The following is a 23,320-nucleotide window of genomic DNA, read 5'->3' on the forward strand; positions in this document are numbered from 1 at the left end:
TCATCCCTTAGTTAACATATAGATATACATATTATTACAGATTACTGGAATAAAGGAAATATTTACAAATAGTAATTAAGATTGGCGAACAGTGACTTTCACTGTTCGCCATTTTCATGGTTAAAAAACTACCAGAACCGTCCCTATGGCCAAATGGAAAATATTGTTGACAAAACAAGCGGTAAAGGAATATATTGTAATTAACAATTAACAAAATGTTAAATAAAGAGGTGGTAAAAATGGAAACAAACAATAAATTTAAAACTCCAGATGGTTATACCAGCGATATAGCTGTATTTACGATCACATCTGAGATGATTGGTGAGTATAAGCCGCCACGAAAAACATTGAAAATCATGCTGATTAAACGAAGTGAACACGATCATGAAGGCAATCCAAACGTCGAAGCAGGGAAGTGGGCATTACCAGGTGGTTTTGTCCGCCAAGACGAGACAGCATTCCAAGCGGCAGAGCGTAGGCTACTCGAGGAAACAGGTGTCGGTGGTTTACGGATCAAACATTTTGGTGTCTACGATGAACCCAATCGTGATAGTAGGGGATGGATCATCTCCAATGCTCATTATGTCATTGCGAAGGAATCTGCCTTAAACAGTCGTAAAACAACATATGATGCTGCAGATATTAAACTATTTTCAATAGAGGAAGCACTAGAACTCGACCTTGCGTTTGACCATCGTAAAATTATTGATGATGCCATTTGGTTTATTCGTAAGGATATGGCGCTAACTACATTGGCAAAGCACTTTCTCCCGGAAGAGTTCGTCCTTTCTGAATTACAAGGTGTTTTATTAACCGTTTTAGATGATCCATCAATATCGACAGATGCGGCGTTTTTCAGGAAGGCCCCAACATTACCGTTTATTGAAGCGGTATCAGAAAACGGAAAGCTGAAAAAATCAAATCGCTATTCGAAAACGCCTGCACAGCTTTACCGGTTTAATGAGAAACAACCGATTGTATCTGTTTATAGAAATAAACTACAAGGTTAAGGGAGAGCGTAAAATGGGGATATTTAAAAATTGGTCACGATTTGAAATCATCTGGCTGCTTACCTTCACTATGGTTAACATCTATTTATTTTTTGCTTGGGAAGACTCACTCATCGGCCTAATTTCATCAATAACCGGAATGCTGTGCGTGGTTTTAGTAGCGAAGGGGAAAATATCAAACTATTACTTTGGGATCATTCAAACAGGAACCTATGCTTATATTGCCTACGGTTATGGTTTGTACGGAGAGGTAATGCTCAATGCGCTGTTTTACTTCCCAGTGCAATTCATCGGGATTTATCTGTGGAAAAAGAACAAAACCGATCATGGAGTGAAAGGCGAAGATGTAATCGTTAAAGGCCTCACAAAAAATGGGTGGCTTTATACCATATTATTGATGTTAATTCTTACAGTGTTATATGGATTCTTCTTAAAATTCCTCGGTGGCAACATTGTTTGGACGGATTCCGCCACAAATGTATTATCGATTGCAGCACAAATCTTGATGTTAAAACGCTATACAGAACAATGGCTATTATGGATTGCTGTAAACGTCCTATCCATTTTCCTATGGGTAACTGCTCTCGTTACGCAAGGTGGGAATGATTTCTCCATGTTAGTCATGTGGTCAGCATTCCTGGTAAACAGCATTTACGGGTATATCAACTGGAGAAAGTTATCGATCAAACAAGTGCAGGAGGTGGCGTAAATGACAGTTGGATTTATCGGAGGAAAATTCCTTCCACTACATCTTGGCCATGTGTATGCCATCACCTGTGCTTCATCCATGGTGGATGAACTGTACGTTATTTTATCACATAGCGAAATACGAGACAGTGAGCTCTGCCTGGATACAAAAATGGATTATATCCCAGCTAACATTCGATTGCGCTGGCTTTCCCAATTAACAAAAGATATGCCGCATGTAAAAGTAATAGCGATTGAAGATGATCAAGATACTGACAACTACAACTGGGCAGAAGGTGCTCACCTCATAAAACAGAAAATAGGAAAGCCGATTGATTACGTCTTTAGTTCTGAAAATGGATATAATGATATTTTTAAAGAGTTATATCCAACTTCCAAACACATACTGATTGACCCGATGCGTACGCATGTGAACATTTCGGCTACTGCCATTCGTAAGGAAGGTGTTTTTAGGCATTGGGAGTTTATCCCTACTATTGTTAGACCTTATTTTGTAAAAAAAATCGTAGTGGTTGGTACAGAAAGCTGCGGGAAATCAACCCTAACAAGAAACCTCGCGAAAATATACAATACAACCTATGTTTCTGAATATGGCCGAACCTTATGTGAAGAATTAGGCGGCTGTGATGGTATCTTAGTTTCGGAAGATTATCAAAGGATTGCCTATGGTCATAAAATGGAAGAATTTAAGGCTATTGAACAGGCAAATAAACTAGTTTTTATTGATACGGAAGCCATCGTTACCCAGTTTTACTCAAATCTTTACAATGACGAGCATCAACCGGTGCTCGATGAAATTGCCAAACTACAAGATTACGCCCTTTGGCTATTCCTTGAACCCGATGTGAAATGGGTGGATGATGGGTTAAGAGTGCATGGAGAGGAAACAGTCAGAGACCAAAACAATCGCCACTTAAAGGCATTGTTAAAGGAGCATAACATTGAGTACCAACTATTAAATGGAAGCTATGAAAACAGATTAAAAGGTGCAATGAAGTTGGTTGATAAGTTGTTATGGGGAGACAAATAATAATCTGCTTTCAATCAAATAAGGAAGGTCCTGGGGGATTTTCCAATTGGGAACAAAATTACAAAAAGACAAAACTGGCGAACAGTGACAGTCACTGTTCGCCAGCTTTTTATATCCCTAAAAGTTCAGCCAACTTCGATTGATCAAACCCCATGACCACTTCCTCAGTGTCTCCGTCTTTAATAATAGTTACTGGTGTAGCCGCAGCACCTAGTGCAATAACTTCTTGGAGGAATTGATCGTTTATACGTATATCTCTATTTTCAAATTCAATTCCATTTTCTTTGAACCATAGTTTTTCCGCATGGCAAGGCGGGCATGTTTCTTGAGTATAAATAATTACTTTTTTCATATTTAATAACCTCCATTTCATTAAAGTTATTGTAGCATGTGGACGGTCCTTGGGTGCAACTAACTTAACTTATTAATAAAGGAGGGTTAGCTTAGGGTATCCCAAACTTTTTTATGCGCTTCATTTTTATAAAAGGGTTTATTTTCCTTTTGTCGAATATTGAATAAAAAAGGTAAGGGTCCTTATGTTTTTAAATGGGGGGAATATTTATATGCTTAATATTAAAAGAGTACTAAAATCTCTTTCTCAAAAGAGACCAATTTTTCACGCAGAAGCTGATTTTCAGCAGTCATTGGCATGGGAGATTCGAGAATATTATCCGGATTCTAAAATTCGACTAGAAACAAAAGTGTTTGGTGCAGCTAGGAAAGTGTATTTGGATATATTATGTATTTATAAGGGACGTAAATATGCTATTGAGCTAAAATACAAAACTCTATCTTATACATGTTCAATTGATGGGGAAGAGTTTAATTTAAATAACCAGGGTGCCCAAGACATAGGGAGATACGATGTGTTAAAAGATTTACAACGGCTAGAGGAAATGGTTGCTGCTGGTGTGGCTGACGAAGGAATTCTTATTTTTCTTACAAACGATAAGTCCTATTACTCAAACCCTTATCAAGAAATAAAAACAGTTGATAGAAATTTCCGTATTCATGATGGAATCCAATTGGGTGGTCAATTGTTTTGGGCAGAAGAGACAGGGATAGGGACTATGAAGGGTCGTGAAGTACCAATTCATTTAAAAGGAAATTATGATATGCGTTGGGAAAAATACAGTCAATTAAACTTAGATAATAGAAGTCACTTTTTTTACTTAATGCAACAGGTAAATAATAATCAATCCCAACATGATAGTGAAATAAATATTAAAGAGAGTTTGCAAATGAATAGCGATGACATAGAACCTGAACAACTAAGTAGTTCTCTAGAAAGTCCATCATGGTTTTTAGCATTTTCTAAAAGGGGTGAGATTCCAACCTCTCAAAGAGATTTAAGAGATAAAATTGCAAATCATTTACATCAAATCGGCTACCAAGTTCAGTTAAACAGCACAATAGATAATGACAAAATAGATATATGGGCAGTAAAAGGAACCGAAATTATGGCGATAGAGGTTAGATATAAGACAGCTTTACTTCAAACAGTTTATGAAGGTAATCACATTCACTTGAAAAATCAAGGAGCTCAGGATATTTCTAGATATGATTACTTAAGGGACCTTGGAAAAATTGAAAGGATAGTACAAAACAGACCTGGTATAAAAGGTTACGCACTATTGATAACAAACGATCGTTTATATTGGCAATACCCTAAAAAACAGAATTCTGTTGATGAAGCATTTCATATACATAATGGAAACGTCGTAAAAGGAATATGTGCTTGGAAAGAGGAAGCCTCTAAAGGAACAACTGCCGGTCGTGAAAAACCTATCCTACTCTCTAATTCATATAAGATGAATTGGAACCAATATCTTGAATTAGGTGGTAAAAAGAATAAACTTTTTCAAGCATTATTAGTTGAGGTTAAGTAATTAAATAAAATCTCGTAATGTTTTAATTTTTGAAAAGCTTAGCTAGAAAACTGTGGCAGAACGCATATAACTTCCATTTCGTTATCTAATGGAAGTTATCAATTTTAAAATGTTTGGAGGGGTGAACTTGTGGAATTTAAAGATTATTTAATGAAGAAACATTTGTTAAAAAGCGGCGAAAAGAAATTAAAGGATATATCAGTGAAACAGTATATTAATAGACTTGAAAACATGCGTCGTGATGGGATTTATAAAGAGGAAAAACATATTGATTCAGTTCTGGAAGGGAAAGTACAAGAACGTTATAAGGATTGGAAAACATATAAGAAGACGATTGAACACTATCTTTCTTCAAAAAATTATTAATTTATAGAAATAGAATAACAATTCTTCAAAAATACTAAGAGGTGAAAAAATGACCAAATTTTTTGTTCCTTCGGATGGGGCAATTTCCTGGAGAGATTTCCTTGCGGATCCAGATAAGCATTGGAAAGAAGGGTATTCTGCTTATGAATTAGCTAATTGTTGGGAACAGGCTGGGAGGTTACCATATTGTGTAGAAAAAGCATTCAAACACAGTAAGCTTCCTCTTTTTAACAATGTAGAAGTATTGTATGGGTTTCCTGAGTATAAAGTTTCTTTACCAGGAGGCAACACAAACTCACAAAATGATCTTTATGTACTTGCAAAGGCAAATAACGAACTTTTAACGATAATGGTGGAAGGTAAAGTTTCAGAACCTTTTGGAGAAACGGTAGCAGCCTGGTTAGGTGATAATCCTAGTGATGGTAAAAGAATAAGGTTGGATTACTTGCTTAATCTACTGGGTGTACAAGAGGGGAGCTTACTAAATAAAAGGTACCAACTACTACATAGGGCTGCATCTGCATTAATTGAGGCAAAGAATGTTAATGCAAAGAATGCACTTATGCTAGTTCATTCATTTAGTGAGAGTGGTAAATGGTATGAAGACTATGCAGAGTTTGTGGAACTCTTCCATTTATCTCCAATGAAGAATGGAATTGTCCGCCCAGTGCAATTAAATGGAGTGAATCTTTATTTTGGTTGGGTGACTGATGGATTGGCAGTTAAGGGAGAAATCGATCAAAATTTAGTTACCAAACCAAAAGAGTATTTTTATAGTTTGTTTAAAACAGGCAAAGCTAGATTGCTAGCTAAAGAAATCGATGATTATATTTATAGAAGAAGTTCATATAAGGATGAAGTCGAAGATTATCATATTCGATATAAAAAAGGGATTCGAACAGATTGTATAGGCTATGTAAGTAAAAAAGGATCATATAAATTCGCAACAATAACTGAAGCAAGGAAAGTATGCTTTGTCCTTCATCTAGGGAAAAAACTCCACACAGAAACAGCTAAGAAAATACAAAAGGAGTTAGATTATTTACTTGGTCATAAGTATGAAGAATCTGATCATACGAGACTAACCCCTGGTGAAGTCTATATTAGGTTAGAATGGGTAAATAATTTGGAGCAAATTACTAGCTTTATAGATAGAGCGTATGAAATGAGATTGCAGAAATAGTAGTTTAAATAGTTCCCGACGGTTATTTTTCTTTTTTTTGATTTTCTCTACTACATTATTTTCATTCAATTGATACGGATTTATGAATGAGTAGTCTGCTATCTTACAGGTTACAGTTGTAAACACATGCTTCCCAAAGATATATATATTATGATTTTTATGCAATTATTATTTAACATTTATACATGACCTGAACTTATTAAGATCCAGGGTGTACAATTACTTACGAAAAGAAGTGCCGTTTCAGCGTTGAAGCGACACTTTTTTCTCGTCTTAAAATTATGTGAGGGGGAGTTAGTTTACGAAGTGCAATGAATAACTTAGAAAGATTTAAAGTTTCGATAAAGGATTGGAAAACTGATAAAGGGCTATGGTTAATGATGTAGGATAAGAATGAAGCTAAAGCTATTATTTATAAAATGGTTTCTCAGATAAACTTCTAGCTTTGGAAAAGAGAGATTTATTAATTGTAAAAATTTGATAAAATAATAGAGTCACTTACTTAATTGAAACTTTAAAAACAAAATAGAAAGGTTTGAAATAATGACTATAGAAAACCTAATACAAGCAGCGAGTCAGTTTACGATAGATGAAGAATATATAAGAACTAGTGATGAAAAGAGAAGGCATTTTATTGAACGGTTTCCCTTGGAACAATTGCCAAATTTATCGGTGGAAGACTACGCAAATACCCAAACAAGAGATGCCTTTATCTATTGGCTTGAGAGAAAAGAAGTTCTAGGGGGAATTGGAGGAGGTAATGCTTCTAAATTCGGTATTTATCGTAGTAGTAATGGTGCTTACTGTATGGGAGCTTCTTCAAAGAAAAGAGAGTTAACTGGGGAAGAACTTGATACAGAGTTTACTAGATTAAGAGACCAAATTGTTACCAATCTTCGCCTTGCCTCCGAAGATCGGGTGGAAGAGATAAAAGTGAATGAATTACGTATATGGCCTATGGTCATGTTGAAAATTTTAAACATATATTTTCCCGATAAATTTTTTAACGTTTATGCTCGAAAAGTATTAGAACCCCTTGCAGAGGAAATGGAACTTTCGGAAGAAACCATAAATGCAACGGCAAAAAATTTTATTTTATTACAATATCTTGAATATAAAAAGCTCAAAGAAATTGAGCCTTTTAAAAATTGGACCTATGTTAAACTAAGTGAATTCATTTGGAAGCGATATGGAGAAAAGGAGCAGACTCAGTATTGGTTAATTGAACATCAATACGAAGACCGTGACTACTTATCTGACTTTTTAGAAAAAAGTGAAATATCTATTCCTTTATTTAAGACGGACCTATCCAGCTATTTAACCAGTGATGAGTTTCCACAATTGATTGATGAAATTAGAGATGAAAAGGAAAAAGAGACTCTTTCTTTATTTTTAAAAATGAAAAAAGGCGATATCGTTGGAGTTAAAACTACATATTCCGAACGACAGGACGATGGAAGTTTAAAGTACATATTAAAGATTTCTGCCATTGGTAAAATAAAAGCGACTACGGTAGACGGGTATCAATTTGATGAATTCTTAGGTCATATCATTCCAGTGGAATGGGTTTCGGCTGAAGAGAGAGTTTTACCTGGCTATGGTGGCTTTCGTAATCAGATCCATGAAGTGAATAAGAAACGTCATATCAATATTATGTTCAATGGATCTAAAGCAGAAGTGGAACCAGTATCTAAGGATCAAGAGAAAACCATTCAAAACCTGCCAAGTGGTCCATTAAACGTAATCTATTACGGGCCTCCAGGTACAGGAAAAACATATAATATTGCAAAAAATGCTGTAGAAATGATCGAGGGTTCCTATGAAGATATTGATGTTAAGAAGCACTTTAAAACTCTTACGAATAAAGGTCAAGTTCAATTTATTACCTTTCATCAGAGTTTTTCATATGAAGACTTTATTGAAGGGCTGCGATCAGATGGAAAAGGCGGATTTAAATCAAAAGATGGGACATTAAAGCGGATTGTGATAGAAGCCTTATATGAAGGTCTAAAGAGTACTATCCCGACTGATAATTATACGAGTAAAAAAAAGGAAGTACTGAAAGCCCTATTGGAAAAAGACAAATTTGATTTTTCATCGGCCAATCGATATGTACTTGTCATTGATGAAATCAACCGTGCCAATATATCTAAAGTTTTTGGTGAACTTATTACACTTCTGGAAGAGGATAAGCGATTAACTGGCCAAAATGAAACTGTAGTTAAACTTCCATATTCCAGGGAACCATTTATATTGCCACCTAACCTTTTTATTATTGGAACAATGAATACAGCTGATCGATCAATCTCGCTATTAGATACGGCATTGCGTCGAAGGTTCTCTTTTGAGGAGATGATGCCTAAGTCAGCCCTTTTACAGCCGATAGAAAATATTGATTTACCTAGACTATTAGAAATAATGAACAAAAGAATTGAAGTGTTATTTGATCGCGATCATATGATTGGCCATGCATACTTCATGCAAGCTGAATCAGAAAAAGATGTGTTCCATGTTTTATTAAATAAAGTTGTCCCTTTATTGCAGGAGTACTTTTATGATGATTGGGAAAAGATTGGTTTAGTTCTTGGTGGAATTGGAGCTTCTGAGGATGAAGCTTGTATCGTTTATCGTGAAGAAGTCAACTTACACCAGTTATTTAAGAATTCAGCAATGGTTGCAACACTAGATTTGCCTCTTAAATATAGAATTAAGAAGCTGATAAAGCTCCGTGATATCCAAAGGATTTATGAGTAATGAAGATGATTAGCATTAGAGAAGCCTATGACTGGCTTCTCCTTGGGCAACATATAAACCAAGAAGAATGGAATGAGCTATTACAATTTGCACATAAAAAGTATTTTTCTTTTATAGAATTGGGCTATGACAAGATGCGCTTTATCAATCTAGTGGGAGTTATACAGTTGTCATCAGTAAGGATTGAAATTCTGCCAAAGATTACAATAAACCATGATTCTGAAGAGGAAAATCGCATTGGTCTATTAAACATGTTAAGTAGATCACGCACCTTACCAATTTCATTGCATGAATCAACGTATAGTCAGCTTGCTAAGTCCGATCTATTCCATGTCTTTGCAAGGGTTTATATCGAAATGTTACTAAAGGAACTTAGACGGGGAGTTTATAAGGAATATAAATTAATACAGGAAAATAATTCTTCCTTAAAAGGGCGATTGGTATTCAATGAACATTTAAGGAAGAATGCTTTCCTATCTGTGAAAGCTTTTTGTGAATTTGATGAATTTCAAGAAGACATTATATTAAATCAAATCCTTAAAAGGGCATTAAAATTACTTTTTCCTTATATTTCAAACAACACACTTAAAACAGAAACTCTTTTAATAATGGATATGCTCCAAAATGTTTCAGATGTAGTCATACAAAAGTCTCAATTAGGCTCAATTTCCTTTCAAAGACAAAATCGACGTTTTGAACAGGTATTTAAGATAGCAAAAGTGATTATAGAAAACGAGATGATGACTTCTAAATTTTTTAACAGCCAAAGCTTTTCCTTTTTATTTGAAATGAATCAACTATTTGAAACTTATATTGAAACTGCTTTTCAGTTCTTGACTTTCGAAAATAAAATTAAAGTTCTCACTCAGCATGACGAGAAGAGACTTTTAATTAATGTCCATTCTGGTAAGGAAAATATTAAGCTGAAACCAGATTTTGTGATAAGTGGAGATGGCTTTCAGACAATCGTGGATACAAAATGGAAAAAAATTGTCCAAGAAGGTCGCGTACTTTATCAACAAAGTGATCTATATCAAATGTATGCCTATGTTACCTCGTACAAAGAAGCTGAAAAATGTATACTTTTATATCCTAGAACTGAAGAAACTAAAAGTCTTCCTAAGTGGAAAATACCAGAAAAAGAAAAATATATCGAGATACAAACTGTTAGTTTGACTAGTTTTAGGGAAACTTTGGAGGATCTGGAGAGAATTTTAAATTAATAATAAAAATAATCACAGAATAAATTAATTTGATCAGTAGCCTTGTAATTAGGGAAATTTATTCATAGATAATGTACTAAAAGGATGTGGAAATATTGAGTTTAACAAAAATAATGACCAAGGCTATTTGGCTAGTAAGGGCAGGGAGTCATGGAGAGCACGAGCAACATTGTTTGGACAATAACATTGTAATTATTGGATGGGAAGAATTAGGTGACATTTCTCAAATCAAATCAAGAGATGAACTTATTAAATTATTTGAATCAATATATCAAAATCAAAAACCAAAAGCTAGACTTAATAAAGCGAATCAGGTTTGGAGGTTTATGAATGAAATTCAGGAAGGAGATTTGGTGGTACTTCCATTAAAAAGGGAACCATCCATTGCAGTAGGAAGAGTAAAAAGTGGATATAAATTTACAACTAAATATGGTGTTGATGCAGGTCACTATCGTGAAGTAGAGTGGTTAACTAAAGATATGCCAAGGACTAGACTAAAACAAGATTTACTTTATTCATTAGGAGCTTTTTTGACAGTTTGTCGTATTCAGCGGAATGATGCAGAAACACGAATTCCTGATGCTGTTCAAAGGTACATAAACGGAACACCTTCAACATCAAAAGGTACAATCGTAACAAATGATGACATAGGCGATGACAAAGTTGAGCAAGTAGATTTAGAGGCACTTGGAAAAGATCAAATTCGTTCATTTATTGAACAGCAATTTGCTGGTCACAGACTTCAAGACTTAGTAGCGGCTATTTTTGAAGTAGAGGGTTATGCAACTACAGTTTCACCACCAGGTAAGGATGGTGGAGTTGACGTCCTAGCAGGTAAAGGACTTCTTGGATTAGAGGAGCCTAGGATTTGTATTCAGGTTAAAGCAACATCAACACCAGCTGGAATCGACGTAGTAAATGGTCTTTTAGGAGTGGTATCAAGTTATGGTGCAACCTATGGACTTGTTGTTTCATTAGGTGGCTTCACTCAAGATGCAAGAAAAAAAGCAAGAGAACAATTTTTCAAAGTACGGTTATGGGATTCTGAAGATTTAATTAACGCAACATTACGAAACTATCCAAAACTCTCAGATGATATACAAGCTTCTCTACCACTTAAACAAATTTGGGTAACCGTGGATGAAGATACTGATTGATTCAGTTATTTATTTATATTGAATTAGGCGCATTTTAATTGTGAACAACTAGGAAAGAAGATTACCCATACTGATGGATTAGAGAATTTCTATCCACTAAAACTTGAAGAAAGATTTTTTAAACTATAAAAACAGGATATTATTTCAGAAATATTTATTAAAAGTTGGAATGGATTAAAAAAGTGAGGATTAAAGCTGCACATTTTTTGAGAAATAGTGGTGCAGATTATACTGAATTTGAATTAGAAAGAATTTTAATTACCTTAATAATTAGATGTTGATTAATCTCATTTGACCAAATTTTGAATATAGTATGGATTCTTAAAATTAAATAATTATTTACATCAGGAAATAAAGGTGTACTATTTTTAGTACACCTTTTTGTCTATAATGAAAGTAGGTATTATAACCTAGAAGGGGTGATAAGTGTGGGAGAGTTAGTTTTTACCGGATTGAAAGAAATAGCATCAAAAGAACGCCTAAGTCAGTGGTTTGATTACCAATCAAGCAAACAAAAACCACTCTATTATTTACTCCCTTCCGTGAAATGGATTTCATCTGCTCGAAAATTGCAGCCAGGAATTTCGTTTCAAACCTTTGACGAATTATCACTACTGCTTTTAAAAACGGCGAAGGTAGAGTTTACTTCGATCTCGGATGAGGATCGAGTATTGATTTTTTACGACATAATCAATCGAACGGACCATCACTTATCAGAAAAAGAACGTTCTCAAAAAGCACAAGCGTATGCGGATAGTTATGGACAATTAAAGCGCCTGGGGTTAAAGGTAGAGGAAACGCCGAAACCATTAAAAGCGCTTGTTGAAGCTTTTTATACATATGAACAGGAATATCGGGACCAAAAAGGGCTATTTGATCTGGAAAACCGTATCCTTAAGGCGGTGGAAACAGCCATACAGGAATTCCCTCTTAGCCATGTGGTCATTGATGGATATTTCGATTTTAGTCCTGTCCAGTATCTTTTCATTGAGTATCTAGTAAATGCTTCAGTCCCATGTACGATCTACTTACCTGCATTAGATACAGAGATCATCCATGAAACCGTATCTACATTAAGAAATCTGGGCATTCAAGTCTCACAGGAAAACATTCCAGCGCTAGATGTCGTTTGCCAGAACACCAGTGTGACCGGTGCAACCACCATCGAGGAAGAGATTCATGGAGTAATAGAGACCATTGGACAAATAAAGGACACGGGGAACTATAGCCAATTCGGAATCGTGCTCGCTAATGAGAGTTCCTATTTACCTGAGTTAGAACGGATTAGTGTACAAAAACAAGTGCCTCTAAAACGGGCAAAGAAAACACGACTTGAAGAAACAAATTTCCTTCCGTTTTTGCAACAAGTACTTGAAAAACAAGAATGGGTATCGAAATGGGACAAGCTCCATCTCGTTGATACGATCTCAAAGCTTTGCCTCCTATCAGCCATTGAATTTAACACAGTCAAAGAATCCTTTATCCGAACAGGTGAATTAGGTCAGGATGAGATCGGTTCCATATTGGGGTTAGTTAGTCAATTCCAAGCCAGCTTACCAGAGGAGGATACGGTAGCTTCTTATATGAAGAATGTGCTTCATTTTCTTGAAGAACTGCCGCTGCCAACCATTTGGAAAAAGATCATTCAAGCTAGAACACCTTCGTCACTTACTAAAGCAGCATTGGAAATGCGTGGATATCAGCTTGTGAAGGAAATTGTGAAACACACGATTGAATCACAGCCTGTTTTAGAGGTGACCATCCAGTTAGAAACATTTAGAAGCAAGCTCCTTCAAAAGCTAAATGAAGAATCGCTTTATATTGACAGGAAACCGACGGATGGGATCGAATTATATTCCTTCCGTGACGTGGCTCTATTTAAAGGTAGTCATCTTTTTGTACTTGGGCTCAATGAAGGAGAGTTTCCTAAACAAACAAGTTTAAGAGGTTATTTTCAGGAACGATATGTGGAGAGCCTGACTAGTCCATTTCCATTACCTTTATCGGATTATTTTCGGAAAAAGGAGGACGCATCCTTTACCCAATTAAAATATATCGCTCATCACTTATATTTCTCCTTTGTAGAAGGGATGAATCCGCATCAACCGCAATTACCATCTAAATACTTAATGGACATATCAAATACAACCGCTAGTTATTCAACTATCTCAAGACTTGAAGGGGATAGCTATCTAACCGAGGATGAATACGAAGAAAAACTATCCTATCATACGGGGATTGGAAAAGAATTAAGAGATTGGCCTCCACGATTAGAGGAGTATAGGAAAAACCTTGAATATTTACAAACAGGAGAAGAATTGATTTCGAGCAAATGGGAAGAAAGACTCTCATCAGAAAGAATATCCATAACAAGGCTGGAGAGCTATGCCAGTTGTTCCTTTAAATTTGGTTTAGAAAAATTACTGAAGGTTCAAGATCCGCTAGAAAAACAGTGGAAGGTTGACCCAATTGAAACAGGTAACATGCTTCATCGATTGATTGAAACATTTTATCAAACAGCACAAGGCAAACCTTTTAGTGAGTTACATTCCTTTTTCGAAGGAAAGGATGAAGAAAAATTAGCTGAGATTTTTGAAGAAGAATGGGAAACCGTTCAACAAAAACATCCGGAAATTCCGATGCCTACGCTTAATAAAGAAAAAGAAGAATGGTGGAATAAGCTAAGAAAATGGCTGGCGGCTGAAAGATTCCGTTTTTGGGAAAATGAACAGTTGGCGAACATGATGATTTTTAAATTGGAGGAGTCGGTCACGCTTACCATCGAGATGGGTAATCAAAAGGTCCTAACTCTTACGGGGAAAATTGACCGTGTCGATTTGGATGAACATGGCTTCGTTATTTATGACTATAAGTCTAGTGATAAGGAATTGGATTTTGAAAATAAAGTACCAGAGGGCTTATTATTACAAATTCCGTTATATATGATGGCACTTGAACATGAGTTCAAACACGGAAAATATCAAGAATATATGAACAGAGAGACAATTGGCGGCGGGTACATCTCCATTAAGACCCCTCACCATCGAAAGACCAATATGGTTTGGAAAAATGAAGAACACAAGGAACGATTTGCAAACGAAAAGGTCAAAACAAATATTATGACACTCGACAGTGAATCACTAAAGCAGCAATTCAATATCCCAGAATTAATTGAACGGCTTTGGCAAGGAACCTTCACCGATTTCTCAGTCAGACCTTATTCCGCTGAATCGTGTACGTATTGCAGCTTTAAATCGATATGCCGAGTAACTAAGGAACAACAAGATTTCTAAAAGGGGGGAAGGATATGAATTTCAATACCGAACAAGGAAAGGCCATTTTTGGGGAAGAACCTTTAATCGTGGTGTCTGCTGGGGCAGGTTCCGGCAAAACCAGAGTATTAACCGAACGCTATGTCCGTTTATGCGAAGGGAAGTTCCAAAGCGAAATGGGACTAGACGTGAATAAAGAGATAGGCGCAGAAGTAAGTGAAATCGTAACACTTACTTTTACGGAAGATGCAGCACTTGAAATGAAGAGTCGGATTCGAAAAAGGTTATTAGAAAAGCTGCAAAAGGCAGAGACGGAATATCCCGAACATCCGGAAGCCGCTCGTTCCTACTGGAAAAAGCAAATTGAAAGCTTAGATACAGCGATTATTTCCACCTTTCACAGTTTTTGTCAGCGAATCGTTCAGGAAAATTCACTAGAGGCAGACATTTACCCAAATGTTCAGGTGCTAGATGATGTTCAAAGTAAGCTGTTGAAAACGGAAATTTATTCAGATTTGCTTGAAGAAGCAGAGCAATATCAGAAGTGGCAGGCATTGTTTAAGGCTACTAACAGATGGTCTCTTGAGGAAAGTCTTTTTTCCGTATACGGGAAGATAAGAGAATATGAAATGAACGGGTCGCTAAGGGATAGTTTACATGTAGAAGGTTTGATTTACTCTTGGCGCACAAGTTTGGATGCATTTGAACAAGACTTTTATCAATTTTTCGAATCCAATCCTGATCCTTCTAAGTACACAAAGGCCATCACTACCCTATTTAACACTCTAAAGGCCATTTACCAAGAGGGACTGTGTGGTGAACTTTTATTTAACAGCCTTAAAATGGCATTGGAATCTTCAGTAAAGAATAAGGTTCCAGTAAAAATAGCTGAACAAAATCGACAGTTTTATGATTTATTACAAAATTGGCTGCAGGTTCGTGAATTATGGTCCTATTATGAACTTCAGCATAATGATGTGGTGGAACCTGTACTTTTGGATTTCCAAGATTTCTTGGTTACTTTTGATGAAGTGTATGAGCAGAAAAAACGCGAATCGGCTTTTCTGGATTTCTCTGATCTACAGCAAAAGGCGATCAAGCTGATGAGCAACCCAAACATTCAAAACTACTACTCTTCCTTCTATAAGCACTTCCTAGTTGATGAAATGCAGGATACGAATCAGCTGCAGCTACGGATGATTGAAAAAATAAACCCTAGTTATCGCTTTATTGTTGGGGATGGGAAGCAATCCATTTACCGCTTTCGCGGAGCGGATGTTCAAATTTTTAACAGGTTAATACATGAAGCAAAAGAAGACAGCAGCTTTTCCTTTATTGATATGAATATCAATTACCGTACCTGTGATTCGATTATTCGCTTTGTCAATTTATTATTTGAGCAAAAAAACCTAATGGGAGTTGTGGCAGGCGAAGTGATCCCATCCTTCAAAACGGAATATTCTCCGATGACCGCATTTCGCCAGACCGAACCTGAGAGGGAGAACCGGGTTGAATATATAAAGGTAAGCGAGGACCAGGATCAGACCCAGCACCAGAATCAATACGTGATGATGGCTAGAAGAATGGTGCAGCTAATAAAAGAAAAAAAGGAAATCTTCGATAAGGACCAAGAGGTATGGCGGCCTGTCGAGTGGCGGGATATGGCTGTACTCATGGCTTCTCGTACCAACCTGACATCACTTGAACTAGCCTTAAAGAATTATGATATCCCTTATAACGTTTATGGTGGTTTAGGCTTTTATGAGCGGCAAGAAGTAGTGGACTTCCTAAGCCTTCTTCAGTGGGTAAATAAGCCATATGAACCGCTTTACATGATGGCCGTGTTAAGAGGCCCGCTCTTTGGTGTGACCATGGAGGAATTCCTAGAGATTCGACATGAACAAGGCGACCAGTGGAATTTCGCTTCCTTTATCTATGAAAAGCATTTTCATAACCTTGATAGCCCTGCACTTCAAACGAAGCTGGAGAAATTCTGCAAACTATATGAGACATGGACTCCGTTCTACTGGACCGTGAACAATCGTTCGCAGCTGTTTCATCTATATGAAAACAGCGGGTTAAAAAAGGTCCTGCTTTTGCAAAAGAACAATCTCATGAGATTGAAGAACGTCGAAAAACTTATTGAGAATATCAATAATATAAAGGCCGTATCAATGGATGACATGCTTTCGAAAATCTCCATTTTAGCAGACCTTTCGAAAAAGGAAGGGGATGCCGAGGTAGAGCTAACGGGAGGTAACTTCGTTCATGTCATGACCGTGCATGGTTCGAAGGGTCTTGAGTTTCCGGTTGTCTTTGTTCCCAACCTGTCTAAAGGAATGCAGTATGAAAAGTTGCCGTTTCGGTATGATGTGGAGGAAGGACTAGCTGTAAAAATCAAGGTGGAGGACGAAACCGACCTTCTGGCCGATCCAAATGAGTTCTCCTCGCCCAATTTTAAACTGATTCAAGGACTTTCAGGCGACCAAGCAGTGGAAGAATCGAAGCGGTTATATTATGTGGCTTTGACGCGTGCACGGGATTTATTAATTTTAACTTCTACGGATAAAGGGAATAAGAATACATGGTACGGCTTGTTAGAGGAAGCCTTAAAAAATAGCGCCCAGTTAGCGGATTATGTTCAAATAAAAGAAGGAATCGAAGATCAAAAGGTACTTCAAGAATTCAAGGAAATCTATGATGGTCCAAAAGTGAAGGTAGATAGAACCATCCCCGTCAGTTTCTCCGTTTCTGAAGTCATGAGCTATTTGGCCGATCCAGAAGGCTTTCTGGAGAAGCATTTGTTAAAGCTGGATGAGATGTGGCTGAAGGATTCTGATGAATTCACGATTGATGAAAAGTTAGAAGAGGCTGATGTACAAAATCACGTGGATCCTCGGACATTAGGAACTCTAGTCCATCGAATCTGCGAGCTCCTTGATAAAGGCTATACTGAAAAAGATGCCTATCAGGAGGCTTTTACTGAGATCGTTGATAAAGTAACCTATCTAAACAAGGTAAAATCTTTGATCCAGTCTTACCAAAACAAAGATTTTGGGCAGCCACTTGAGAATGAATGGGAATTTGTGCTGGATATCAATGGGATCCATATTATTGGAGAAATTGACAAGGTCGTGCGTAAGGATGGTCAATTGGAAGTACTGGACCTTAAAACCAACCGAATCAAAGACAATGTGGAAGAGTTGATGACCTATTATAGGCCACAGCTTTATTTATACAAAATGGCTTATGAAAAACAAAATCAGGTCCAAATAGACAAAATGTCCTTGGTCTTCTTACGTGATGAAGGACAAGGAGTATACGAAGTCGACTATGATTTTAATTATGAACAACAGCTGCTCTCGGCCATTTATGAAATGGCTAGTTTAAAAAAGGGGGTAACGTTGATTGGCTGAGGTATCGAATACAACCAAGATTCTTGCCCTTAAAAAAATTTTCTTTGAAGAAACAGACGAAGAACATAAATTAGCGGTGACAGAGTTAATTGAAAAACTGCAGCTTTCCTTAGCTACAGATGAACCTATCGATAAAAAGAGAATTAAACGGTATATTGATTCTTTAAATGAAAGCGGGTTTGAACTCATCCCTGAACAAGAAAAGTACGGCAAAATCGTCTACAGTCATCAATCCAGGTTATTTGAAACGTATGAGCTGCGAATGCTAGTGGATGCGATTCTTTCAGCACGATTTGTGACGGAGGAACAGGCCAAAAATATTATCAAGAAGCTAAATCAGCTTACTAGTAATCATATAGCCAAAACCTTGCCGAGTCCCATTAAGTACAACAAATCAATGAATCATATCTACCATTTAACAAAGGTGTATATTGATCAATTACACCGCGCTATTGAAGAGAAAAAAGTCATTACATTCACATATGGAAAGTATACTATCGATCTTACCTTTGAGTTAAACCGGAACGGTCAAGAATATGTTTACCACCCATATGGCCTCATTTGGGATCAAGGCTTTTATTACTTAATTGGCCAAAAAGAGAATAAGGAAGGCCTAAGTAATTATCGAGTTGATAAAATGAGAGATGTTAAGGTATTAGAACAGCGCTACAGAAGCAAGGATTATAATATCGACGAATATTTGCATATTAATTTTCACATGTTTTCTGGTAAAGGGGAATGGGTGGAGATTGAGTTTAGAGATAAAGGTCTAATCAATCCAATTATAGATAAATTCGGGTTGGACGCTGATATCGAAAAGGTGGACGAAAATACCTTTATTCTAAAAACAAAAGTGATTGTTGGCGAAGGCTTTTACAATTGGCTCCGAGGGTGGGGAAGCAAAGCGAAAATCGTATCCCCGCCTTCCTTGGTTCAGCAAATGAAAGAAGAAGTGCAGAAAATGAATCATTTATATTCCTAGAAGGTGTGCTATTTTTGGCACACCCTTTTTAGTATACTTCAGTTTGTAAGGCAAATTCAGTATACAAATAGGGGGAGTTACTGTGAAAAAGTATGTAAAGATAGCAGGAATGATTATAGGTGCGTTCGTCTTACTATTTATTGGAACAGGAATAGGATCAAGTGGCGCTGAGGCAACAGTTCATGATAAAAAAATGGATGTAGCAGAGCTAGATAAAGAGATTGGAAAATTGAAGAAAGAACTATCATCAATGAAAAATTATAGGGATGAATCAGAAGCAATCATCAGTAAAAAGGATTCAGCAGTAAAAGAACTAGCAGCTACTGAGGCAAAGTTAAAAGATATCAAAGGTACACTCGATCAAGAACTTGCAGAAGGTCGTAAAGATATCGATGCTAAGCTGGCTGAAGCCAAGAAAGGTCTATCGGATGTTCAAGCACAGTTAAAAGATACTCAAGCTAAGTTAGCATCCGCAACAGGGCAGCTACAAAAAGCGGAAGGAGCACCAAAGAAATTAGGTTCAGGACAATATGTGGTAGGCAAGGATATCCCTGCGGGTAGATATATTGCTCACGCATTAGGACGTGGATCAAACTTCTTCGTCTATGATGCAGGCAATGGAACTGCAAAGGTAAATACAATCCTTGGAAATGCAGGAGGAATTGGTGCTGGTGACTATACATTTTTCTGCGATGACGGTGACATCATTGAAACACACGAATCAGTGGAATTAACTCCGGTTAAATAAAAATTTTTGAGAAGTTAGTAGTTATCTAGTGGACCACAGGAGCAGTTCTTGTGGTTTCACTAGCATTAAAACATACCAAAAAGGGAAGGATTTAAATGCCTAGATACAGTTGCGGGAATAGTAAATCCATCACTAGATCTGGTTCATAACATACTTGACGCTGGGGATTACAAAAATTATGGTGAAATCTATTCACGTAATAAACTCTCTACTCTTGATGCAATCAGCTATTTGTATAAAAACTATATTCAAGGACCACTTCCATTCGATGAGAATAGCTTCACCTATCTTCAAGATATAGCAAAAATTCATTTGGAATTTGAATTAGGAAATAACATCAAATCATTGGAAAATATGCTAAGGAATGTTGAAACATTTTTACTTGTGGATTCATCTACATTTGAGTACTTTGATGACGAAACTATCTATAATGAATTAATAGAAGAAATAGAGGCCTACTTAAATAAGGAATTTAGTAAGAGAGAATCGATGAATGTTAAAGAGCTATATGAAGAGTTTGAAGAATCTCTTAAGCATCTAAATATCAATAACAAAATCCACCTTTATTCCATAGTGAAGCATTTTCTTAGCAACAAGTTTACGGTTGGTAAAGGAAATACCTTTAACATTTATAAAAAAGAGATGACAAAAGAGATTTCTAAAAAGATAGTAGGTCCTAATTCTGAAAACGTTATAAAGACCATAACCACGAAGTTTCCAAAACAAGTAAACAAACACGAAATTCATCAGTTTGCAAAAAATTATGGCTACAAGGAATGGCATTCAGCTTCTCTTATTAATGGCCTTATTTCGGAAGGATTATTTATTGAGATTGATATAGACAAGCTCTATAACGCTAAAAACTTTTCATTTCATAATTCAACACTCGTAAAATTAAAAGAACTTGCAGCTGAAAAAATGGGTAAGGAACCCTATTTATCCATTAGTCATCTAAAGGGGTATGAGCATATTCTTCCACCAGTTGTTTTTTTCTGGAACTCCGTCTTGCTAAAGAGTTTATTAGAGCGATGTGGATATCGTCAAATAAAAAAGTTCAGACATGATAATCGGTATGAAAAAGTGGTTGTTGTAAAGGAAGATAGTCCAATTAATTCATTTGAAAACTTGGTGGCCCATATTATTGTAAAGCAATTCAACGGACAGGGACTTGAAAGTGAAATTTATGCTTTTCTTGTAAGAAAAGGGATTATGCGCGAACAGGCATATCCGAATCTCATGGTTTTGCCGCAAGAAATACAAACAAGTAAAAGATTTATCTTTGATACAAAGGGACGAGTAGCAGTAAAAAATAGATAGGAAAGAAATGTAGAAAGCCTCATTCTATTGAAAGGAATGAGGCTTATTTATATTTTATAGAAGAGTAGACTTTGATTCATTTTTCGAAGTTTTACTCCGCATATTTAAATTTCTTTTATTAAGAAGGAATACCCATTTTATTACATATATTCTGTATAATAGAGTTGTCGAAATCTAGTATAAAAATAATTATTAAGTAATTTATGGAGCGATAAACACAGAATCGTCCAATTATCCAACATGAGGAGTGTTATTAAGTGTTGTCAGAAAATGCAATAATGCTATTAAAATATTTAGTTGAACGTTTACCAAGTATAAATACTGGAGACTCATATACCTATCTTTCGTATAAAAAAGTACATAACGAACTTGGTCTTCAGTTAAATGGACAAACTTTTGGTCAAACCCTCAGGGTTCAAGGGTTAGGAGAACTAGCAGATTGGTTGTATAAAAATCAACTACCTGCAATTACTGGTATTATTATTAGCTCAGAAAACTTTATGCCTGGTAAAGGATACTATGAGGCATTAACAGAAAGAATGATGACTTTGTATGGTGGAGAAAACAAATAGAAGAATCTAAGAATATAGACTGGTATAGCAAAATTAAGTTTTCATCGAAAACTAGCAAGCATAAAAATATTTGGATTTTCCAGGGGAATCCTGATGATTTTAAAGTGGATCAGTATATAAGCGAAAACAATGAAATTTGGTGGTCACTGAATCAACAACATTTTCTTGATGTCATTTCAGAAGGGGACATTGTTTATATTTGGCGTTCGGATGGCAAGCAAAGAGGTACAGGTGGAATTATTGCGAAAGGGACTGTTAAGAGAGAGCCAAATTTAAATATTTCTCCAAGTAATTAAAATCGAAAACCATCTAGTAAATGGTAATTACATACGAAGAACGGAACTAAAAGAACATCACCAACTCAATGACTTATTAATACTTCGTATGGCTAACAAAACAAATTACATTATTAAAGATGAACACGCCAAACTACTACATAAACTTTGGGATAAATATACGAGACAACATACCAAACAATTGAGAAGAAACAATTTAAAAGATACCGTACTAAATGATTTTAGAAGCAGATAAAGCTCAATTTGACTCCTATTATAAAGATGGTGAAGTGAAAAGTTATTATGGAAATCGTTATGAAAGGAAAGCAAAGAACCGATTAAGAGCAATAGAGATTCACGGAACAACATGTGCAGTTTGCAAATTTAATTTTGAAGACGTGTATGGTGAACTTGGCAATGACTTTATTGAAATCCATCATAAGCATCCATTAAGTACTCTTGATGTAGCAACTGAAATTGATCCAAGAACGGACTTAGTACCGGTTTGTTCTAATTGTCATAGGATGTTACATCGGGACAGGGATCATGTGTTAAGTGTGGAGGTTCTTAAGGATATGATAAAGGGTAGGTAATTATCTAAGTTAATATGAGGGATGTTTATTTCTAAAGTGAAGGTAGGAATGGTGAGACTGGTTTAACCCATCTGAACGTTCAGGTGTATTTAAGAATTTTGCTTTAGTTTTTTAACTAAATGTGAATATTTATCAATCGGCGGAGGGTCTATGTAAAATTACCAAGTAAACAAAACAAGCGTAAACGCATAAATAAGTTGGATAAGTCAAGGGTATTGTAGCCATTCCTTGAACAAGGTAAATAAGTGCGTGGATGATGGGGTATGAGTGATTGGAGTGGAAACAGTCAGAAACAAAAAACAGTCGGCACTTAAAGGCAAATTGATTACTACCACTGATTACCGTTTATTAAGAGAAAACTATGAAAACCGATTAAAAGGTCCATTGAGATAATTGAAAGGTTGCTAGTGGGCTGTAATTGATATTACGACAATTAATATGTAAGCATTAAACAAACAAGGAAAGTCATGGGGAATTTTCTGAAAAAAAGTGACCAGTGAAATGCACTGGTCGCAAGCTTGTTATAACCCAAATAATTTTGAGCTTACCAATTTAATCTCTATTGTTTCCTTAATTTAGTTATAGATAATTCTTTTTTGTTTCTTATCTGTTTGATATAATTATTAAAGGACTTTGCTAGTTTCCTTCTGAAATCTTCCACTCTGTATTGATTCGACTCCTTTACAGTTGAGGAAATAGGACAACTGGCAAGTCTTTTTCTATTATGGTAAGTAATCTTTGAGCAATTGTAACTTTTAATAATTCATTTAAGATATTTAATACCTGCTCTTGACATGTTCATATATTGTTCAATAATTTTTGGAA

19 protein-coding genes are annotated in these 23,320 nt (G+C 36.0%); 18 read left to right on the forward strand and 1 reads right to left on the reverse strand.

Annotated elements, in window-relative coordinates; all coding sequences use genetic code 11:
* Positions 1 to 239: 239 nt before the first annotated feature.
* The 3 genes from AC3A54_RS05715 to nadR are packed head-to-tail and all read left to right on the forward strand — an operon-like array spanning position 240 to position 2,748.
* On the forward strand, positions 240 to 1,010 hold the full coding sequence (locus AC3A54_RS05715; protein ID WP_487653685.1) for an NUDIX domain-containing protein: 771 nt from the start codon (positions 240 to 242) through the stop codon (positions 1,008 to 1,010).
* 13 nt (positions 1,011 to 1,023) lie between these two features.
* On the forward strand, positions 1,024 to 1,719 hold the full coding sequence (pnuC, locus tag AC3A54_RS05720; protein ID WP_487653686.1) for a nicotinamide riboside transporter PnuC: 696 nt from the start codon (positions 1,024 to 1,026) through the stop codon (positions 1,717 to 1,719).
* Complete coding sequence (gene nadR, locus AC3A54_RS05725) at positions 1,720 to 2,748, forward strand: multifunctional transcriptional regulator/nicotinamide-nucleotide adenylyltransferase/ribosylnicotinamide kinase NadR (RefSeq protein WP_487653687.1); 1,029 nt, start codon at positions 1,720 to 1,722, stop codon at positions 2,746 to 2,748. It abuts the gene before it with no gap.
* Between the two features lie 109 nt (positions 2,749 to 2,857).
* On the opposite strand, the gene AC3A54_RS05730 is transcribed toward nadR, so the two are convergent.
* Entirely contained in the window at positions 2,858 to 3,100 is a 243-nt protein-coding gene (locus tag AC3A54_RS05730) for a glutaredoxin family protein (RefSeq protein ID WP_487653688.1), read from the reverse strand.
* A 211-nt stretch (positions 3,101 to 3,311) separates the two neighbouring features.
* On the opposite strand from AC3A54_RS05730, the gene AC3A54_RS05735 reads away from it, so the two are divergent.
* The 15 genes from AC3A54_RS05735 to AC3A54_RS05805 all read left to right on the forward strand — a co-directional run bounded on the left by AC3A54_RS05735 (position 3,312) and on the right by AC3A54_RS05805 (position 22,888).
* Positions 3,312 to 4,637 (forward strand): hypothetical protein, encoded by a 1,326-nt coding sequence (locus AC3A54_RS05735; RefSeq protein ID WP_487653689.1) that lies wholly within the window; start codon positions 3,312 to 3,314, stop codon positions 4,635 to 4,637.
* A gap of 129 nt (positions 4,638 to 4,766) precedes the next feature.
* Positions 4,767 to 5,003: a hypothetical protein gene (locus tag AC3A54_RS05740; protein ID WP_487653690.1), complete on the forward strand. Its 237-nt coding sequence runs from the start codon at positions 4,767 to 4,769 to the stop codon at positions 5,001 to 5,003.
* Between the two features lie 49 nt (positions 5,004 to 5,052).
* Complete coding sequence (locus AC3A54_RS05745) at positions 5,053 to 6,186, forward strand: DUF6946 family protein (RefSeq protein WP_487653691.1); 1,134 nt, start codon at positions 5,053 to 5,055, stop codon at positions 6,184 to 6,186.
* A gap of 543 nt (positions 6,187 to 6,729) precedes the next feature.
* The gene (locus AC3A54_RS05750) at positions 6,730 to 8,940 is read left to right on the forward strand and encodes an McrB family protein (protein ID WP_487653692.1); all 2,211 of its coding nucleotides are present in this window, start codon (positions 6,730 to 6,732) and stop codon (positions 8,938 to 8,940) included.
* Positions 8,940 to 10,163: an McrC family protein gene (locus AC3A54_RS05755; protein WP_487653693.1), complete on the forward strand. Its 1,224-nt coding sequence runs from the start codon at positions 8,940 to 8,942 to the stop codon at positions 10,161 to 10,163. The genes AC3A54_RS05750 and AC3A54_RS05755 overlap by 1 nt, the downstream gene beginning before the upstream one ends.
* A gap of 95 nt (positions 10,164 to 10,258) precedes the next feature.
* A complete protein-coding gene (locus AC3A54_RS05760) occupies positions 10,259 to 11,320 on the forward strand; it encodes a restriction endonuclease (protein WP_487653694.1) in 1,062 nt (353 codons plus the stop codon).
* A 428-nt stretch (positions 11,321 to 11,748) separates the two neighbouring features.
* Positions 11,749 to 14,613 (forward strand): PD-(D/E)XK nuclease family protein, encoded by a 2,865-nt coding sequence (locus tag AC3A54_RS05765; RefSeq protein WP_487653695.1) that lies wholly within the window; start codon positions 11,749 to 11,751, stop codon positions 14,611 to 14,613.
* A gap of 14 nt (positions 14,614 to 14,627) precedes the next feature.
* Complete coding sequence (locus AC3A54_RS05770) at positions 14,628 to 18,008, forward strand: UvrD-helicase domain-containing protein (protein ID WP_487653696.1); 3,381 nt, start codon at positions 14,628 to 14,630, stop codon at positions 18,006 to 18,008.
* Positions 18,001 to 18,990 (forward strand): helix-turn-helix transcriptional regulator, encoded by a 990-nt coding sequence (locus AC3A54_RS05775; protein WP_487653697.1) that lies wholly within the window; start codon positions 18,001 to 18,003, stop codon positions 18,988 to 18,990. The genes AC3A54_RS05770 and AC3A54_RS05775 overlap by 8 nt, the downstream gene beginning before the upstream one ends.
* 82 nt (positions 18,991 to 19,072) lie before the next feature.
* Positions 19,073 to 19,738: a hypothetical protein gene (locus AC3A54_RS05780; RefSeq protein ID WP_487653698.1), complete on the forward strand. Its 666-nt coding sequence runs from the start codon at positions 19,073 to 19,075 to the stop codon at positions 19,736 to 19,738.
* Between the two features lie 231 nt (positions 19,739 to 19,969).
* Entirely contained in the window at positions 19,970 to 21,055 is a 1,086-nt protein-coding gene (locus AC3A54_RS05785; RefSeq protein WP_487653699.1) for a hypothetical protein, read from the forward strand.
* A gap of 257 nt (positions 21,056 to 21,312) precedes the next feature.
* Positions 21,313 to 21,627, forward strand: a complete 315-nt coding sequence (locus AC3A54_RS05790) for a hypothetical protein (RefSeq protein WP_487653700.1) — start codon at positions 21,313 to 21,315, stop codon at positions 21,625 to 21,627.
* Positions 21,628 to 21,731: 104 nt separating this feature from the next.
* Complete coding sequence (locus AC3A54_RS05795; protein ID WP_487653701.1) at positions 21,732 to 21,923, forward strand: hypothetical protein; 192 nt, start codon at positions 21,732 to 21,734, stop codon at positions 21,921 to 21,923.
* 215 nt (positions 21,924 to 22,138) lie between these two features.
* The gene (locus AC3A54_RS05800; RefSeq protein ID WP_487653702.1) at positions 22,139 to 22,495 is read left to right on the forward strand and encodes an HNH endonuclease; all 357 of its coding nucleotides are present in this window, start codon (positions 22,139 to 22,141) and stop codon (positions 22,493 to 22,495) included.
* 267 nt (positions 22,496 to 22,762) lie between these two features.
* Positions 22,763 to 22,888 carry a hypothetical protein gene (locus tag AC3A54_RS05805; protein WP_487653703.1) on the forward strand — a complete coding sequence of 42 codons (126 nt, stop codon included), beginning with the start codon at positions 22,763 to 22,765 and terminating at the stop codon, positions 22,886 to 22,888.
* Positions 22,889 to 23,320: the final 432 nt, after the last annotated feature.

The sequence above is a fragment of the Neobacillus sp. Soil_C_43 genome (assembly GCF_057656715.1).

Bases quoted from the DNA above. Each gene is read 5' to 3' on its own strand.
- pnuC (WP_487653686.1), top strand. From the start codon at position 1,024: ATGGGGATATTTAAAAATTGGTCACGATTTGAAATCATCTGGCTGCTT.
- AC3A54_RS05755 (WP_487653693.1), top strand. From the start codon at position 8,940: ATGAAGATGATTAGCATTAGAGAAGCCTATGACTGGCTTCTCCTTGGG.
- AC3A54_RS05750 (WP_487653692.1), top strand. From the start codon at position 6,730: ATGACTATAGAAAACCTAATACAAGCAGCGAGTCAGTTTACGATAGAT.
- AC3A54_RS05735 (WP_487653689.1), top strand. From the start codon at position 3,312: ATGCTTAATATTAAAAGAGTACTAAAATCTCTTTCTCAAAAGAGACCA.
- AC3A54_RS05770 (WP_487653696.1), top strand. From the start codon at position 14,628: ATGAATTTCAATACCGAACAAGGAAAGGCCATTTTTGGGGAAGAACCT.
- AC3A54_RS05745 (WP_487653691.1), top strand. From the start codon at position 5,053: ATGACCAAATTTTTTGTTCCTTCGGATGGGGCAATTTCCTGGAGAGAT.
- AC3A54_RS05800 (WP_487653702.1), top strand. From the start codon at position 22,139: ATGATTTTAGAAGCAGATAAAGCTCAATTTGACTCCTATTATAAAGAT.
- AC3A54_RS05715 (WP_487653685.1), top strand. From the start codon at position 240: ATGGAAACAAACAATAAATTTAAAACTCCAGATGGTTATACCAGCGAT.
- nadR (WP_487653687.1), top strand. From the start codon at position 1,720: ATGACAGTTGGATTTATCGGAGGAAAATTCCTTCCACTACATCTTGGC.
- AC3A54_RS05730 (WP_487653688.1), bottom strand. From the start codon at position 3,100: ATGAAAAAAGTAATTATTTATACTCAAGAAACATGCCCGCCTTGCCAT.